The organism is Mucilaginibacter sp. CSA2-8R (assembly GCF_038806765.1).
Classification (GTDB): Bacteria; Bacteroidota; Bacteroidia; order Sphingobacteriales; family Sphingobacteriaceae; genus Mucilaginibacter.
In genome coordinates, this window is the sequence record NZ_CP152389.1 from 2,548,619 (window position 1) to 2,566,062 (window position 17,444).

At 44.4% G+C, this 17,444-nt stretch carries 15 protein-coding genes, 1 tRNA gene and 1 pseudogene; 7 read left to right on the forward strand and 10 right to left on the reverse strand.

Translation table 11 applies throughout. The features are described 5' to 3' along the window. Nucleotides 1–181 precede the first annotated feature (181 nt). The 8 genes from AAGR14_RS10565 to AAGR14_RS10600 all read right to left on the reverse strand — a co-directional run bounded on the left by AAGR14_RS10565 (nt 182) and on the right by AAGR14_RS10600 (nt 5,935). Nucleotides 182–580 (reverse strand): helix-turn-helix transcriptional regulator, encoded by a 399-nt coding sequence (locus AAGR14_RS10565; protein ID WP_342648561.1) that lies wholly within the window; start codon nt 578–580, stop codon nt 182–184. Between the two features lie 93 nt (nt 581–673). Then, nucleotides 674–1,888, reverse strand: coding sequence for a site-specific integrase (locus tag AAGR14_RS10570; protein ID WP_342648562.1), 1,215 nt, complete (start codon nt 1,886–1,888; stop codon nt 674–676). Between the two features lie 250 nt (nt 1,889–2,138). After that, nucleotides 2,139–2,223: transfer RNA gene (locus tag AAGR14_RS10575), tRNA-Ser, on the reverse strand. A 115-nt stretch (nt 2,224–2,338) separates the two neighbouring features. Next, the gene (locus tag AAGR14_RS10580; protein WP_342648563.1) at nt 2,339–3,316 is read right to left on the reverse strand and encodes a YihY/virulence factor BrkB family protein; all 978 of its coding nucleotides are present in this window, start codon (nt 3,314–3,316) and stop codon (nt 2,339–2,341) included. Between the two features lie 9 nt (nt 3,317–3,325). After that, entirely contained in the window at nt 3,326–3,733 is a 408-nt protein-coding gene (locus AAGR14_RS10585) for a thioesterase family protein (protein WP_342648564.1), read from the reverse strand. Between the two features lies 1 nt (nt 3,734). After that, nucleotides 3,735–4,790: an endolytic transglycosylase MltG gene (gene mltG, locus AAGR14_RS10590; protein WP_342648565.1), complete on the reverse strand. Its 1,056-nt coding sequence runs from the start codon at nt 4,788–4,790 to the stop codon at nt 3,735–3,737. 34 nt (nt 4,791–4,824) lie between these two features. Beyond that, nucleotides 4,825–5,163: a rhodanese-like domain-containing protein gene (locus AAGR14_RS10595; RefSeq protein ID WP_342648566.1), complete on the reverse strand. Its 339-nt coding sequence runs from the start codon at nt 5,161–5,163 to the stop codon at nt 4,825–4,827. Then, on the reverse strand, nt 5,120–5,935 hold the full coding sequence (locus tag AAGR14_RS10600; protein ID WP_342648567.1) for a PASTA domain-containing protein: 816 nt from the start codon (nt 5,933–5,935) through the stop codon (nt 5,120–5,122). The genes AAGR14_RS10595 and AAGR14_RS10600 overlap by 44 nt, the downstream gene beginning before the upstream one ends. A 367-nt stretch (nt 5,936–6,302) precedes the next feature. On the opposite strand from AAGR14_RS10600, the gene alaS reads away from it, so the two are divergent. Both alaS and AAGR14_RS10610 read left to right on the forward strand, forming a co-directional pair. After that, nucleotides 6,303–8,942, forward strand: a complete 2,640-nt coding sequence (gene alaS / locus AAGR14_RS10605; protein WP_342648568.1) for an alanine--tRNA ligase — start codon at nt 6,303–6,305, stop codon at nt 8,940–8,942. 114 nt (nt 8,943–9,056) lie between these two features. Next, the gene (locus AAGR14_RS10610) at nt 9,057–9,308 is read left to right on the forward strand and encodes a hypothetical protein (RefSeq protein ID WP_342648569.1); all 252 of its coding nucleotides are present in this window, start codon (nt 9,057–9,059) and stop codon (nt 9,306–9,308) included. A 69-nt stretch (nt 9,309–9,377) separates the two neighbouring features. Here AAGR14_RS10610 and AAGR14_RS10615 read toward each other — a convergent pair whose 3' ends face one another. After that, on the reverse strand, nt 9,378–11,762 hold the full coding sequence (locus AAGR14_RS10615) for a glycoside hydrolase family 95 protein (protein WP_342648570.1): 2,385 nt from the start codon (nt 11,760–11,762) through the stop codon (nt 9,378–9,380). Between the two features lie 321 nt (nt 11,763–12,083). On the opposite strand from AAGR14_RS10615, the gene AAGR14_RS10620 reads away from it, so the two are divergent. From AAGR14_RS10620 to AAGR14_RS10635, 4 genes and pseudogenes are all read left to right on the forward strand, one after another. Then, the gene (locus AAGR14_RS10620) at nt 12,084–12,272 is read left to right on the forward strand and encodes a hypothetical protein (protein ID WP_342648571.1); all 189 of its coding nucleotides are present in this window, start codon (nt 12,084–12,086) and stop codon (nt 12,270–12,272) included. A gap of 388 nt (nt 12,273–12,660) precedes the next feature. Continuing rightward, nucleotides 12,661–13,083, forward strand: a pseudogene (locus AAGR14_RS10625) (DUF4256 domain-containing protein); the annotation flags it as partial. Between the two features lie 235 nt (nt 13,084–13,318). Next, on the forward strand, nt 13,319–13,462 hold the full coding sequence (locus AAGR14_RS10630) for a hypothetical protein (protein WP_342648572.1): 144 nt from the start codon (nt 13,319–13,321) through the stop codon (nt 13,460–13,462). Between the two features lie 167 nt (nt 13,463–13,629). Then, nucleotides 13,630–14,100 carry an ankyrin repeat domain-containing protein gene (locus AAGR14_RS10635; protein ID WP_342648573.1) on the forward strand — a complete coding sequence of 157 codons (471 nt, stop codon included), beginning with the start codon at nt 13,630–13,632 and terminating at the stop codon, nt 14,098–14,100. Between the two features lie 72 nt (nt 14,101–14,172). Here the strand turns inward: AAGR14_RS10635 and AAGR14_RS10640 are convergent, their stop codons facing one another. After that, complete coding sequence (locus AAGR14_RS10640; protein WP_342648574.1) at nt 14,173–16,350, reverse strand: catalase; 2,178 nt, start codon at nt 16,348–16,350, stop codon at nt 14,173–14,175. A 202-nt stretch (nt 16,351–16,552) separates the two neighbouring features. Here AAGR14_RS10640 and AAGR14_RS10645 point away from each other — a divergent pair, with 202 nt between their 5' ends. Continuing rightward, nucleotides 16,553–17,443 carry a hypothetical protein gene (locus AAGR14_RS10645; protein WP_342648575.1) on the forward strand — a complete coding sequence of 297 codons (891 nt, stop codon included), beginning with the start codon at nt 16,553–16,555 and terminating at the stop codon, nt 17,441–17,443. Nucleotide 17,444: the final 1 nt, after the last annotated feature.

Consider the following 17,444-nt stretch of genomic DNA (forward strand, 5'->3'; position numbering starts at 1 on the left):
CAGGCGGCGGCTGTCAAGGGAACGTGGAATAAATGGGCAGAGTAGGGGGCGTTGCGTTCATGCCGCGAAAGCCCTTTACAGTTGCTGACTGGCGACCTAAATTTGTGTTGCACCTGAGCAAAATGGGAAATCGAATTGCTGGCAATAGAAAAAAGCTTGGTGTTTAGCCAAGCTTTATATACTATTTAGATTTTAACATTTCGTTCTTTTCGCGCTCAGCTTGTAAAAGCCGTTCATAAAGCTTTTTATTTTCCTCAACCACTTCCATCAATTTGTCTAGTGGATTGAACGTACAATTGTTTGCATGAAAGGTGCCGTTGCTATTACTGAAACTGTTATCGTTAAATGTATTAAAGTAATTGACCATAGCTTCGTCACTGAAATTTTTGATTGCTTCGGTAGTGACACCTAAGTATTTGGCAACTTTATCTAAAACTTCGTCCTCGATTTTTTCGCTCTTTTCAAGGTTTGACACCGTTTGCTGGCTAACGCCTAATTCATAGGCAAGTGCTTCCTGTTTGATGCCCTTGATTTCTCTTATACGAGCAATCTTGCGTCCGATATTTAATGTCTCTGCCATAGGTCAAATGTATGCTAAAAATTAAAAGTAACCAAAATGCCGCTTATTGTAAAATACCACCAGCCAAATTGGCTGATGGTATAGGTGTTTATGTTAGCCTGTGAACTTCGCCCTCAATAGCGCCATATCCTTTCCAACTTTTAGGTCAAGTATTTTGGCATAGTGCTGCGTGGTCTTGATGTTAGTATGCCCTAGCATCTTGCTTACGCTTTCTATCGGGACGCCATTAGCAAGTGTTACAGTGGTCGCAAACGTGTGCCGCGCTATGTGGAAGGTTAAATGCTTTTCGATGCCGCACAGGTCACCTATTTCCTTTAAAAAGGCATTGGTCTTTTGATTGGTACTAATAGGTAGCACTCTATCTTGCGTCACACATATCGGGCTATCTTTATAACGATGTAATATACTAACAGCAGACGGCAAAAGAGGCACCCGTGTAGGCACATCGGTTTTTTGCCGTTTAGTGTACAACCATTGCTCTCCATCAGGGCCGGTTACAATTTCTGATGGTTTAAGCTTGTGAACATCTGCATAAGCGAGGCCGGTGAAACAGCTAAAAAGAAAAATATCCCTGATTTGGTTTAACCTTTCAGTATGAAAATGCTTGTCCATAATCCGCTGTATTTCTTCTTCTGTCAGGAACTCCCGGTCAACTACTTTAATTTTGGCTTTATAGTTTACGAAAGGGTCGACGGTAAGCCAGCCGCTTGCAAGGCAAATAAGGATGATTTTCTTAAAGTTCTTTAGATACTTGATAGCGGTGTTATTGGAGCATTTCCTTACAGAACGCAAATAAAAATCATAACTGGTCACAAAGTCGTGGTCAACGTCTCTGATGTCAACATCACTAACATTGTATTTCCACTTAATAAAGTCCTCCGTATGCTTAAAGGAGGTCTTGTAACGTTCCAGCGTACCCGCTGCAAAGTCAGCACCCACCAAGGCCTCCACGCGGCGGTTATGCTCGGCAAATTGTGTTAACAGTGTGCGGGTAACTTCGGCCTTGCCGGTTAGCTTGTCCCGAAGTCGGTCGGCAGTAATCGTTATTCTTTGTTCAGTGAGTTGCTGATGTGCAGCCAGTACCATGGCGCGTAACTGGTCAAGGTAATTGTTTAGCGAGCGAGATGCCTCCTTGGTTCCGCTTACACGCCCTGCTTTGGCGTTCCATTGGGTAGGCTCAACACTGCGTGCAGCCGTTAATTCTGAACGCTTACCCTCTACGGTAATGCGAAGGTAAACAGGCACAGGGCCGGTAACATAATTCTTGGGTTTCTTCAAATAGAAGAGCAAACTGAAATTAGTTCTCATGTTTTACAACATTTTAAGTGAAACAAAATTACGTTTGCAGCTAGTCAGTTACAAGGTGTTCATGTGCTGAACATGTTGTAAATCAATGAGATAAATACATTTTGGTGAGTTCTGATATCGTTTGGTATTACTCACCGAATTACTCCCGAATACTTTGGGAATAAATGAATAAACCAGTTACCTGTGTAAACAAAAAAGCCTGCAATCGTTTGATTTGCAGGCTTTTATATGTTTTTGATATTAAACTAAGCGGAGAGTTAGGGATTCGAACCCCAGGACCTGTTACAGTCAACAGTTTTCAAGACTGCCGCAATCGACCACTCTGCCAACTCTCCGGGGACAAAAGTACAAATCCGGGCTGAATTGCCAAATTCAAAATGCAATAATTTCACTTTTTTGAACGTTTATTGCGTAAGCCTCTTGTTATCAGTTCGATAATTTGCAATTTATTTATTGTAACTGCCTGTTTCGAGCCTGTTTGAAGGTGTTTGACTTTGGTTTTACGATTTTAACGCTCCGTTTAGAGAGGTCGACACTGGCATTTAATTCAAATCCGATCAAAATAATTAACGAATTTAAGTACAACCAAATCATCAACACGATTAAGGTACCTATAGAACCATAGATTTTATTGTAGGACGAGAAGTGATTGATATAGTACGAAAAACCCAGTGACGTTAAAACGGCCAGCGTAGTGGCTAATATAGAGCCGGGACTAAAAAACTTCCAGCGGCGTTTGTGGGCCGGACCGTAGCGGTATAATAACGATACCACCACAAAAAAAATGAGCACTACAATCATCCAGCGCGTTAGGGCAATTAATACCGACCACAGCCGCCAGGTTTCAAACACGTGCGCTTTTAAAAAGCTGATGAGGGCCTGACTGGCAATTAGTATAGAGATGGCCAGCAGCAGCGAAAAGCTAATGACGATAGTGAGCGTAATAGAGACCACCCTGCGCTTTACCCAGGTCCGGGTTTCGAGTTGTAACGACGACTTATTAAAAGCCTGCATTAGGTTGTATACGCCGTTTGAAGCAAAGTACAGGGCCGAGGCAAAACCGAACGATAGTAATTTACCATTCTGGTTTTTAATAATGTCGGTCATGGTGTTGTGAAAGGCCGAATAAGCATCGCGCGGCAAAATAACAGACATCAGCCTGAGCAGCGATTCCTGGAAATTATCAATCGGCACAAACGGAATGAGCGTAAACAAAAAGATGGTAGCCGGAAAAAAGGCCAGCATAAAGTTGTACGACAGCGACGATGCCCGGTTAATGAGCGAACTTTTACGCAGTTCGCCAAAAAAGAAAACGCCCACTGTATAAAGCGGTAACGGCCTGAACCCCGGTATAATAACAGACTTGGTCCACTCGATAAAAGCCCGGTAAACACTAAAACTCAACAACAATCGGTGTACCCAATTCATTAACCAAATTTACTGAAAATATGGTTTTACTGCATCTAAAAAAAGCTGGGGTGGCAGGCTGGGGCGTCTGGTAGTCATGTTTACAAAGGCCAGCAGGGTTTCGCCCACGTGTATCAGTTCCTGTTTTTCGTTAAACAGCTCGTACTTAAAATGAATTTTTATGCCGGGCATTTTTTCCATCGTCACCTTAATGCTAATCTCTTCGTCGTACAGGGCGGGCTTTAAATAGCGGCACTTCAGCTCGAGCACGGGCATCATAATGCCCACTTCTTCCATCCAGCGGTAGGTGAGGCCCAAGCTGCGCAGCATCTCTACGCGGCCCACCTCAAAAAACTCGGCGTAGTTGCCGTAGTACATATAGCCCATCTGGTCGGTTTCGCCGTAGCGTACCCTTAATTTTGTAGTGTAGGTAAACATATTATCGTTTAATGCCCCGCTGGTTTAATGCCTGCTGAAAACGCCTGGCGTTAGCCAAATGCTCGCTTACGCTGGTAGCAAAGTTATGGTAGCCCGAAAAATCCTCTTTAGCGCACATGTAAATGTAATTGTTTGGCTTGTAATTCAACACCGCTTTAACCGCCGCTACTGATGGCATCATAATTGGGCCGGGCGGTAAACCTTTAACACGGTAAGTATTATAAGGCGATGGCGTGTTAAGGTACCTGTTAAGTACCCGCTTAATCGTAAAATCGCCGGTGGCAAATATAACGGTCGGGTCGGCCTCAAGCTTAATGCCATGTTTAAGGCGGTTTAAGTACAGGCCGGCAATGGTGGGCATCTCGTCGTCGTGCAGCGCTTCGGCATCCACTATTGAGGCTAAAATTGACACCTGAATGGGAGTGAGGTTCATTCCATCGGCCCTTTGCTTACGCTCGGGTGTCCAAAATTTAAGGTACTCTTTATTCATCCGCTCAAAAAAGCTTTTGGCGGTGGTATTCCAATACAGCTGGTAGGTATTGGGTAAAAACATCGTATACACGTTTTCGGGTGTAAAGCCGTAACGGCTTACAAACTTGTCCGAGTCGAGCAGACTGATAATGGCTATCGAATCCGGCTCCAGTTGTTTGGAGATTGAGCCAGCAAAATTTGTTTTGAGGCGATAGGTTTTAAACTTAAGTGTTACGGGTTCTTGGTTGCCCGAGGCCAACATATTGATGAGGTGGCGGTTGCTCATGCCGGGCGTTAGGTGATATTTACCTGGCTTTACCCGGTCTACATAATGCATGTTGTGGGCAGCCCACAAAAAGGTAGTGGTATCTTTAACTATGCCTTCCTCGCGGATGGCTTGATAGACATCATTAAAATTTGCTTCGGTGTGGATATACAGGTATTCCTGTTTATCGGTAACGTTAGGCCCAAAGTAGTGCAGGTAATAAACCAGGCCGGTAATGCCTAGCCCCAGTATAATGATGACCACCAGCGCAATGATGGACTTTTTGAAGGTACCGCCGGATGATGATGCTTCGGTTGCCATAGCGTTAAATGGTTATTGGGTAGAGGTGATGATGTTATGATTGTAGTTTGCGCAGGGCCAGCAAGCCTCCCGTTAAATTACGGACGTTTTGATAGCCGTGCTGTCGTAAAACCGCCTGTGCCGTTTTACTGCGTATGCCAGCCTGACATAGCACAATAATCTCGTCGTCTTTATCCAGTTCCAGGTCTTTGGCTTCGTGAATTAATTTCCCAACCGGAATATTGGTGCCACCGATGTTAAACGTGTGATACTCCATAGGCTCACGCACGTCCAGCAAAACCACCGCCTCGCCGGCATCCAGCCTGGCTAAAAGTTCGGATGCCTTAATTTCAGGGTTGCTGTTGCTGTGGTGGTTGCTGCTGTGGCTGCTCATTGGTGGGTTTTCCTTGGGTAACGGTTAAGTTAATGCGGGTACCTATACTGGTTTTAGAGGTCGAGTCGGTTTTCATCGGGAACTGCGATACCACAACCAAATTAGTTGAGTCGGTAATGCTACCCTCGTAGGTGATGGTACCCATACTTAAGCCTGCACCGCGTATGGCAAAGCGGGCACCGTCCAGATCCTGGTTAACCAGGTCTGGTATGTCTACCTCGTTGGCACCAGCGCCGTCGCCCAGCACCAGGTCGAGCTTAGAACCTTTAGGTAATTTTTGGCCGGTTTTGATAACCTGCCCATTCAGGCGAACTTCTAAAATACGATCGCGCGCGATGTCAGATGCATAAGTCGTGTCGCCTACTTTTAAACCGTTGTTAGATAAAATGGCCACCGCTTCTCGGTAAGTGCTTTGCTCCAGGTCGGGCAGGCTTACGGGCGGGGCCTGGGTGGTTACCATGGTTAAATAAATGGTACGGTTTTCTTTTACGTTGGTGCCGGCATCCGGGTCTTGCTCAATCACGGTGCCGGGGGCTTTGTCTTGCACGTAAACCGAATCAATCTGGTATTTAAAGCCTTGTTCGTCCAGCAGGGCGGTAGCCCGGTCGATAGCCAGCCCTTTAAGTTGAGGCACCGGTATGCCTGAGCCGTGGCGGGTGTAGTAGCCCAAACTTAAGTAAGCAAAAAGCACCACAGCCATCACGGTGCCAATGGCACCCAAAAAGTGGTTTACAAAATGTTTAGTTTTTAAGTAAGTCCAGAATTTGCTCATGCCGGGTGTAAATAGTGCCTGTAATTTAACTGGCAAACATAATGAAAAAGAAAGAATAGTGATGGATTATTAGTGCCAAGAGCTTAGAACCAAGAGCCAAGATGCGAATGGACCTAATGAAGTAAAAGGCTACGTTTTTGATACAAGAACTTCGTTTTAGAAACGAGAGCTAAGAACCAAGTGATTGAAATGGTAATTTTAAAGATGGATGGCATGCTTGAGGTTGCTCACTTTTCAAATCTTATTTTGAGATCTCACGAACAATTTTTACCATCTTAAAACTCGACTCTTGATTCTTAGCTCTTGGCTCTATTACACCGGCTCTTTATTCTTGATTCCAAAACCCAAAACAATATCTTTGCACCCTATGACTGCTCAAGAAATACGCCAGGCATTTCTGGATTTTTTTGCCTCTAAAGGGCATACCATTGTACCCTCAGCACCGATTGTGGTAAAAAACGATCCTACGCTGATGTTCACCAACGCTGGTATGAACCAGTTTAAAGATATATTTTTAGGCGAGGCCCCGGCCAAGGCATCGCGTGTGGCCGATACGCAGCGCTGTTTGCGGGTGTCGGGCAAACACAACGATTTGGAAGAAGTAGGGGTAGATACCTACCACCATACCATGTTCGAGATGTTAGGCAACTGGAGCTTTGGCGATTACTTTAAAAAAGAAGCCATCGACTGGAGCTGGGAACTGCTTACCCAGGTTTATAAATTACCAGCCGACCGCCTGTACGTGACTTACTTTGAGGGCGACGACAAGGAAGGTTTGGCTAAAGATACCGAGGCTTACGATTTTTGGAAACAATACGTAGCCGAAGACCATATTTTACCCGGCAACAAAAAAGATAACTTTTGGGAAATGGGCGAAACCGGCCCTTGTGGACCATGTTCGGAAATTCATTTTGATGGCCGTACCGACGAGGAGCGTGCCCGCGTAAACGGCGCTACGCTGGTGAATGCCGACGACCCGAACGTGATTGAAATATGGAATAACGTATTTATGCAGTTTAACCGTTTAAAAGACGGATCGCTGCAGCCACTGCCTGCCCGCCACGTAGATACCGGGATGGGTTTTGAGCGTTTAGTGCGCGTACTGCAAGGCAAGACTTCTAATTACGATACCGACGTTTTCCAGCCGTTGATTCAGTTTTTGTCCGAAAAAAGCGGCAAGCCTTACAAGGCTGATGCTACCCCTGGCACTGAAGGCTGGAACGAGGCCGTTGCCATGCGTGTAATGGCCGACCATATCCGCGCCATCAGCTTCGCCATTGCCGACGGGCAGTTACCATCCAACAATAAAGCGGGCTACGTTATACGTCGTATTTTACGCCGTGCCGTACGGTACGCTTATCAGTACTTAGGGTTTAAAGAACCGTTTTTAAATCAGCTGGTGCCTTTGCTGGCCCAGCAGTTTGAAGGTGTTTTTGATGAGTTATATAGTCAGCGCGATTTTGTACAGAAGGTAGTGCTGGAAGAAGAGATTGCTTTTTTACGGACGCTCCAAAATGGTATCCATCAGTTCGAACAGGTGGTGGCTTCATCATCAGATAAAGTGATTGCCGGTGAGTTTGCTTTTGAGCTCTCGGATACCTTCGGTTTTCCGCTGGATTTAACTGAACTTATGGCTCGTGAACGTGGCTTTACAGTAGATGTAGACGGCTTTAACAAGTCGCTCGAACAACAAAAAACACGTTCCCGTGCAGCTACCGCCATTGACACCGGCGATTGGGTGGTTTTAAAAGAGGATGATACGGTAGACTTTACTGGCTACGACGAAACCGAAACCATCGCACATATTGTAAAATACCGCAAGGTAAAAGCCAAAGGCAAAGAGCAGTATCAACTGGTATTGGACCGTACACCTTTTTACGCCGAAAGCGGAGGCCAGGTGGGCGATACCGGCGATCTGATTTTTCCGGATGGAGAAATTGTGAAAGTGACCGACACCAAAAAAGAAAACGGACTGATTGTGCATTTCACAGATACGCTGCCTACCAACATTGATGATGCATTAACGGCTTATGTAGAGCCCGAGCGTCGCTTAGATATCGAGAGCAACCACTCGGCTACACACTTGCTGCATGCCGCCATGAAACAGGTATTGGGTAGCCACGTTAATCAAAAAGGTTCTTTAGTGAACGGCGATTACCTGCGTTTTGATTTTTCGCATTTTAGCAAAGTAACCGAGGATGAGTTGGCACAAATTGAAGCTATTGTTAACCACAAAATCCGCCAGAATATTCTATTAAAGGAAGAGCGCAACGTGCCTTATCAGGAAGCTTTAGACAGTGGCGTTACTGCCCTGTTTGGCGAAAAATACGGCGACTATGTACGGGTGATTACCTTCGATGATAAGTTTTCGAAAGAGCTTTGCGGTGGTACACACGTCAAAGCTACCGGTCAGATTGGTTTGTTTAAAATCATCGGCGAAAGTGCCGTAGCCGCAGGTGTGCGCCGTATCGAGGCCATTAGCGGTGCTGCTGTAGAACGTTACCTTACCCAGCAAACCCAACTGGTACAGCAACTGAAAGAGCTGCTCAAAAATCCGAAGGATATTGCGAAAAGCATCGAAACCCTGCTGGACGAAAACAGCCGCCTGAAAAAAGAAATAGAGAAATCGGTACTTGAAAAAGCTGCGGGCTTAAAAACCGAACTGGCCCAAAAAGCCGAGCAGGTTAACGGCATTAACTTTATTGCTCAGCGCGTGGCTCTACCCAACGCCGAAGCCATTAAAACGCTGGCCTATCAGCTTAAAGACATCGTTGCCGATTTGTTCCTGGTACTGGTAGCCGACATTGACGGCAAACCCAACATCACCGTGATGATTGCCGAAAACCTGGTGAAAGACAAAGGCCTGCATGCCGGCAACATCATCCGCGAACTGGCCAAAGAGGTCCAAGGCGGCGGCGGCGGCCAACCCTTCTTCGCCACTGCCGGTGGTAAAGATGTGAGTGGCTTGGATAGGGTGTTAGCTAAGGCTAAGAACTACATCAGTTAAGCTGAAGTAAATAATATCACACTTAAAACGTCATTGCTTGGCTTGCTTGCAATGACGTTTTTTATTTTATACTCAATTTAAAAATACTGGCGCTGAATTTGCCGAACTGATTTTATGGACGAAAGTTTTCTATTAGAGATAATTTATAAGGGCGAGCAACTTAAGTACGACGCGCAATTGCGTAGCCGTGGCTATGTACATTACTATGCAGTTGACCTCGATGGTATAACGGTGCAGTTTGAACCCGACGAAGAAGGCAGCTATCGTGCTTTGGTTACGCCAGAGCAGTTAAATGATAAAACCAACAAGATTGATGTGGGCCTTTTGCAGGCATTAGTAAAAAAATTGGAAAGTTTAGAGGGATAAGTATAAACCACTTCTAAATAACAAAGGCGTCAATTTCTAAGTTGACGCCTTTGTTATGATTAGCAATTATTACTTACTATTCAGTACATAAACACCGCCGGCTTTAGTGGCAAATGTGGTTAAATAGCCGCCTTGTGCAGATTTAACCGACTTTACGCTCATGCCTTTAACCGTAACGGGTTCAGCAGTACGTACAACGCATTTGCTGCCTTTAGCTGAGGTGATGGTAGCAGATGCTAATCGGCGATCTTTCCAATCCATATTAACTGTAAATGCGCCGCGTGCTTTTAACCCAGTTATAGTGCCGGTTGCCCAAGCATCAGGAAGGGCGGGCAGCAGGTGAAGTTCGTCAAGATGGCTTTGCAGCAGCATCTCCGTCATGCCCGATGTGGCGCCAAAGTTGCCATCAATCTGGAACGGCGGGTGGGCATCAAATAGGTTTGGATATAAGCCGCCACCTTTAGAAACGCTCAGGTCACGCATTAAGTCGCGTGTCAGTTTGTAGGCATGATTGCCGTCTAACAGTCGTGCCCAAAAATTAATCTTCCAGGCCAAGCTCCATCCGGTACCAGCATCACCGCGCAGTTCAAGTGTTTTGCGGGCTGCATTGGCAAACTCGGGTGTAACCAATGGTGATATTTCGCGACCCGGATGTAAACCGAACAAATGACTCACATGGCGGTGGTGCGGATCAACATCTTCCCAGTCTTTATACCATTCTTGCAAGTTGCCTTTTTTGCCGATATGTAACGGGTACAACTTTGCCATTTTATCTTCCAACATTTTTACAAACTGCGCGTCGGTATTCAGTGCTTTCGCTGCCTCGATACAGTTGCGGAAATGATCGCGGATGATCGACATATCCATCGTGGTAGCTATACTGGTATTAGCTCTTTTGCCGTTATCGTCCAAATAATCATTTTCGGGCGAAAATGATGGTGCCGTAACCAGGTAGCCATTTTTATCAGCCACTAAAAAGTCTGACAAAAATTCGGCAGCACCTTTCATAATAGGATACGCGTTTTTTAAAAATTGCTTGTCTTGCGTAAAGCGATAGTGCTCAAACAAATGACGAGATAACCACGGTGCAGCCATGTACCAGTTGGCCCATAGTGGGTCGCCTTTTCCCATGTCGCCCACGGCATTGGATGCAGCCCAAATATCTGAATTATGGTGGGCAACCCATCCGCGCATATTGTAGTATTGTTTTGCAGTTACCTTGCCTGTTACCGATAACTCACGGATAAAATCAAACAGCGGATATTCCATCTCCTCCAGGTTACTGATGGCAGCGGGCCAGTAGTTCATTTGGGTATTGATGTTGATGGTATAGTTTGAACTCCATGGGGCACGCAATTCTTTGTTCCAGATGCCTTGCAAGTTTGCTGCCGGGCCTCCCGGTCTTGATGCGCTGATAAGCAGATAGCGCCCATACTGATAAAACAACGTTTCAAACCCCGGATCTACGCTTCCAGTGCTAAAAGCCAATAAGCGCTCGTTGGTAGGCATTTTACTGCCAGATGCATCCGAGCCGCTTAAGTTAAATTTAACCCGATTAAAGAAATGCGCATAGTCGGCTGTATGAGCTGCAAGCAGGGCAGACCAAGCACCACGACTTGCAGTTTGCATCAGCGTGTTGCACAGAGTCAGTTCTTCTTTGCCGTTACTCACAGGGCATTGGTCAAAACCGTTAAAGCTGGTGGCTGCACAAATAAACAGTGTAACTTCGTCGGCATTAGTAACACTCAGACCAGTGTCATCAGTACTTGTTTTGCCACCTTTGGTTATTGCTTTAATTTGTACTGCGGCCCGCATTCCGCGGCAACCGGTACTATCATCGTATTTAATAGGTTCTTTATTGTAACCAATATAATTGGGGTCTACTTGTGAAGGCGCCTTGGCTTTAAGCAACAACCCATCGCTACCGTTGGCGGCCACGGTATACCTTACCTGGCTGCTTAGAGCGGCTTTGAAGCTAATTTTACCTGCTTTGCTTGCCGTTAAATGTACCACGATGGCTTTCGCCGGAAAAGAGGCAATCATCTCGCGCTTATAGGTTACACCGTCAACAGTAAAACTAACAGTTGCTATACTTCTATCAATAGATAGGTCGCGGGTATAGTTTTCATAACTGGTGTTACCAAGTTCTTGCTTCAGGCGAAGATCGGCCAGTGGCATGTATGACTGTGTGTACAACCCCTGCAAGCCTTTAACCTGTTTGTTCGCTTCGGCATAATCTTCGTTAGGCAACAGTGCCCTACGGGTAGCTGCCAATGCTGCGGGTCCGTTAAGGTTGACGTTTGTTCGGGCAGGTCCGCCACTCCAAAAAGATGATTCGTTTAACTGTAATAGTTCGTCGGCCGGGTTACCGAATATCATAGATCCAATACGGCCGTTGCCAATAGGTAAGGCCTCCGTCCATTTGGCTGCCGGTTGCTTGTACCACAGCCTCATGTTATTGTTTGTTTGCGCCAACAATGGGTTACTTACCACAGTTAACACAAAACAAAGCGTCAGCAATGATTTTAATCTGTCCCTGTAACTGATAAAAAATTTGTTATACATATAGCGGTTTTGGTAAATGCTGCCTTTTATCCGTTAGTGCATAACTCTATCAACCTGTTAACAAGCCAGGGAAATAATTAACATAAAGATAAAAGGCTGAACATTTGGTTGTGGTAAAAATAAAGCTTTCGTTCAAAAAATGAAGCACCTATTCACTTTTCTTTGTAGAGGTATTTTGCAGGATGCGTTGAGTAGTAGCATTTATCAATCATGATATCAAGTAAAAGTAAAAAGCCCGGCATTGCGCCAGGCTTTAAAAATCAAAAAAAATGTATCGGCATGTACTTTAATATGACTATAAAAACAGTCCAAAGTTTAAATCCTGAATTAAACGGAACATTGATAGCTAAAATCAACGTAAAAAACTCAAAGGCTTTAACAATTATTTATCAATCCTAATTAATTGAAATCGACGCCGAAACGATTATGCGCAACAACATCAAGTTGTTAATGCAGTCTATCTACTATGCTGTATCAAAAAATTGTTTTGGACTTTAATCAATAGTTTAACGTCATCAGGGACCCAAATATAATGGCTTCATTTTATTATAACAAGTTTGTTACAAAAAAAAGTTTCCTGGCTGGTAAACGGCGTTTTGTTGGATTATGACGTAATCTATATTTACAACATTATATAAATTTAAGCCTACTTGATATGATACTTACTGAATTGCAACGGCAAGAGATTATTGGTACTATAAAATTGCGCTTTGAAAAGTATCCTTAACGACACAAAGGTTTAGCATGGGCTACTGTACTAGCACGACTAGATGCTGCACCTGAAAATACTTTGTGGTCGCTTGTTGAGATGGAGCGCACGGGAGGAGAGCCGGACGTAATAGGCATTGATGAACACAACAATGAAGTCGTGTTTTTTGATTGTTCTGCAGAAAGCCCTGCTGGCAGGAGGAGCTTATGTTATGATCAGGCGGCTTGGGAGTCGCGTAAAGAAAACCGACCTCAAGGCAGCGCGGAGCAAATGGCTGTCGAAATGGGTATTAAAATGCTGACCGAAGCGCAATACCGCCATTTACAGGTGTTGGGTTGTTTTGATACTAAAACATCAAGTTGGATACAAACGCCGGATGTTGTACGCAAATTGGGCGGATCTATATTCGGCGATCGGCGTTACAACCAAGTATTCGTTTACCACAATGGGGCAGCGTCTTATTATGCAGCCCGTGGCTTTCGTGGCTGCTTATCTGTATAAATTTGCATTCGGTTGTGGTGTTTAGTTTAATATTAAAGCCACTGATGGATAAATAGGGCGCATTTAAATTACTGCAATACTCTACTTATACGCTTAAACGGATATATGTAATGATTATTTAAAATTTAAAGCATTGAATATCATTATCTTAAAAAGTAGATTTAATAAAGTTAAACTTTCGACGCTTTTTCGGCATGACCTTGGCTACAAGTATGATATCCAAACGAAAAACATTATGAAAGCATCAACCAACACCACCGTTATTTTAAAAGCTCTGGACCTTGAATTGAAATCGCTTTTGCAAAAAGACTTGGCTCAATTTAAAGCCGAGCGCAATCAAGCAACAACACAGGCGGTTGCAACCAAACGCGCTGCCTAATCTACATATATTTTCTATCTACCCTATGAAACAGAAAGAGCTCCTGCAAACGGAGCTCTTTTTTTTGCATGCAAATATTGCTTTACTTAGTAATCTTTTAATGTAAGTATCGACATATAAAATTCTGTCGTTAACTTTATCCGCATACTATCTATTAATAATATTATATGATACCTATAAATGATCTGGTGATACCTGCTGCACGTAAAGGCGAGGTAGCCGTGTTGCAAGAATTGATCAGGCAGCAAGCCGACCTTAATATACAGGATGAAAAGGGATTTACCCCGCTTATCATAGCGTGCTATAACAACCAACCAGAAGCTGCAAAGGTACTGTTAGAAGCTGGTGCAGATGTAAACAAGGCCGACATGGGTGGCAACACTGCGCTAATGGGCGCGGCCTTTAAAGGTTACCCGGAAGTTGCCGAACTGCTTATAAGCCACGGTGCAGATTTAAACCGCCAGCATGGTAACGGCGGTACAGCTTTGATGTTTGCTGCTATGTTTGGCCGCAACAACATGGTTAAGCTGTTGCTCGATGCCGGCGCAAACAAGACAATACCCGACGCGCGTGGGTTAACAGCCTATGATTTGGCAATACAACAAAACAACCAGGAGGCTATCCAGCTTCTGCAATAGCAAACAAATTATAAAATTAAACGGCCCTGCGGTTTTGCAGGGCCGTTTAATTTTATTACCTATATTTCGAGCTTATGCCGGAATTTTTCGTGATTTTTCGCGCTGCCAGAAACGGTGTTGTTTGATGGCTTCAACAAATTGTGTGGCCAACTGCTGGGCATCACTACCTGTAATTACACCTTCATCGTTTTCTACCTTTTTACTAAAGTAAGTAGCCTCTAAAACCTGCTGCGCCTGTTCATCAGCGGCAATAGGCTTGCAATGTTTAAATGCCTCGTTTAAAAAGTGCACGGCATCGCCCTCTGCTTCTAAGGTAGCCACGCTGTTGGTACCTCCTGGTACATATACAGCATCAAACAAAACTGACGCTGCAGTTAGCAGACTTTCATCTACATGAATTTTTTCGTCATTGGCTGATGTGATATAGCCCAGTCTTGGTGCAATCACTTCGGTTACTCCGCCTGCATCTTCAATAGCTTTTTTAATAACACTCAGCGATTTTTCGTCTACACCGTCAGCAGCTATAATCGCTACTTTACGGGTTTTAATGCTGTCTTTAATTGTGTTAGCCATACTCAATGCGTCCGATTTATCAACAGAGCTTTCGCCTTTGGTTGAGGCATAGTCAGCAGGGTTTGCATCGGCAGGTATGTTTTGATTAAGCTGGTTTTCAAGTTTCTTTGGAATGTGTAGCCCCAGTGCATAAGCTACCTGGGTGGCCAGGCTTTTATCAATCTCTGATAAAAATACCAGCATACGCTCACGGATAGCAACTGTTTTAACCTTGCCTAACTCAAAACTCAATGCATCTACAATGTGATTCTTTTCCGGGTCAGATTGGCTATTGAAAAATAAAGTGGCTTGACTAAAGTGATCGAAAAAGCTTTTGCTGCGCGCCCTCACTTTACTGGCTGCAATTCTTTCCGGATAGCTGGCAAAGCCGCCTTCGGATGTTTTTGCCTGGCGTGGGTCGTTATTGCCAATAGCGTTGGGGCTGTAACTGGTTTTACCTTTGTTAATGGTTTGCCGCATAAAACCGTCGCGTTGATTGTTGTGCACGGGTACTACAGGTCTGTTAATAGGAATTTCCTGAAAGTTTGGACCGCCTAAACGGGTTAGCTGTGTATCAGTGTAAGAGAATAAGCGGCCTTGCAAAAGCGGATCATTCGAAAAATCTATACCTGGTACAATATGACCTAAGTGAAAAGCCACCTGCTCTGTTTCGGCGAAAAAGTTGTCTGGATTACGGTTCAGCGTCATCTTACCGATACGTTGTACAGGCACTAATTCTTCGGGAATGATTTTAGTTGAATCGAGTAAATCAAACTCGTACTTAAATTCATCTTCCTCCGGCACAATTTGCACTCCTAATTCCCACTCCGGAAAAGCGCCGCTGTCAATCGCGTCCCACAAGTCACGACGGTGAAAGTCGGGGTCTTTGCCCGATATATTTTGAGCTTCGTCCCAGGCAACAGAATGCACGCCTAATAGAGGTTTCCAATGAAATTTTACAAAGCAGGCCTTACCTTCGTCGTTTACAAAACGGAAAGTGTGCACGCCAAACCCTTCCATCATACGTAAGCTGCGCGGCAGGGCACGGTCACTCATGGCCCACATAATCATGTGTGCCGACTCAGGCGTCAATGAAATAAAATCCCAAAAAGTATCATGAGCTGAAGCAGCCTGAGGTATTTCGTTATCCGGCTCCGGTTTCACAGCGTGAATTAAATCCGGAAACTTGATGGCATCCTGAATAAAAAATACCGGTATGTTATTGCCCACCAAGTCAAAGTTGCCCTCTTGGGTATAAAAGCGTACCGCAAAACCCCGCACATCGCGCGCCATATCGGTCGACCCTTTTGAACCTGCTACAGTAGAGAAACGAACGAATACAGGTGTTTCAACCTCGGTATCGTTTAGAAAATTAGCCTTAGTAAGCGACGATTGAGATTCGTACAATTTAAAAACACCATGTGCGCCCGAACCACGTGCATGTACTACACGTTCAGGTATACGTTCGTGATCAAAGTGAGTGATTTTTTCGCGCAGAATAAAATCCTCCAACAAGGTTGGACCACGGTCTCCGGCTTTTAATGAATTATTATCGTCATTGATTTTTAGGCCGGTATTAGTGGTCATAAACTCGCCGGTGGCATCAGCAGTATGTGGCGCCAGATTTTCGGTTTTTAGATTTGCCGGCTGTGCACCTTTATCTAAATTTTTAGTATCAGCTGTAGGATCGTTTTTCATTAATAAATTTTTGTTTGAGTTGAGAGGACTTACTAATAGTTAACCTTAATGGGGGGCCTATGTTTCGATTGTTAAAACTATTTGTGCCAGGCGTACAAGGTTGGCCTTTAAAATAAATGGATGCAATTACAGAAGGTTTGGTTTGATTTAAGCCAGCCAATGCTCTGTCTTTAATCTATATTTACGGCGTACTGATTAAATTATGATGAAGATCGCATTACTAATTTTTGCTGTTTTTTTAGGTTTCAACGCTTGGGCACAGGAAGGGCCGCCACCTAAAGTTTTTAATACGGCTTTTAAAAAGGGGACATATTACATCATTAAAAAGCCAATAACACCACATGCAAGGGGAGTTATGGTTATGTTGCCTGGCTTAACGGATGCAGTGTACTCGCCGCTTTTTCAGTCACCTTTGGCCGATTCGATGTACAGAAACGGCTATACAATAATGATTCCGGTATTGTCTGATGATAATATGCATTTAGCCATAAAAGACGACGACATGCAAAATTTAAGACTAATGTTATCTAATTTGCTGCTAACTCAATTTCCGCATGATCATGCGATGCCTATAATTTTAGGAGGCATGTCGGTAGGAGGTACCATCGCTATCCGGTTTCACCAGCAGTATAAAGCAAAATTGCTGAAAGGAAATTTTAATATTACCCGGGTCTATGCCGTTGATCCGCCGTTAGAATTGGCGCGCCTGCATCATTCGCTTAAGCAGATGGGAGATAAAGTTATTGCAGATTTATTGGAAGACCCTTTTGCCAGCTCTGGTAGTCTAACTGAGCAACTAAATTCCTTTTCGCCAATAAACGACACATCTGTAGCCGGTCGGGCCTTTAACGTTACCAAGCTCAGAATTTATTGTGAGCCGGATATAAACTGGTACTTAGCTCACGATATGCAGGTAAGTGACATGAATGTGGTGGATTGCTCAGCCTTTTACCGGCAACTGAAACATATACCCGATAACCAGGCAGAGTTGATACTGACAAACAATAGGGGATACCGCCAGCCGGGTCACGTTCGTCATCCTCATGCCTGGAGTATTATAGATGTGCAGGATTTTATGGAATGGGTGCTTTGAA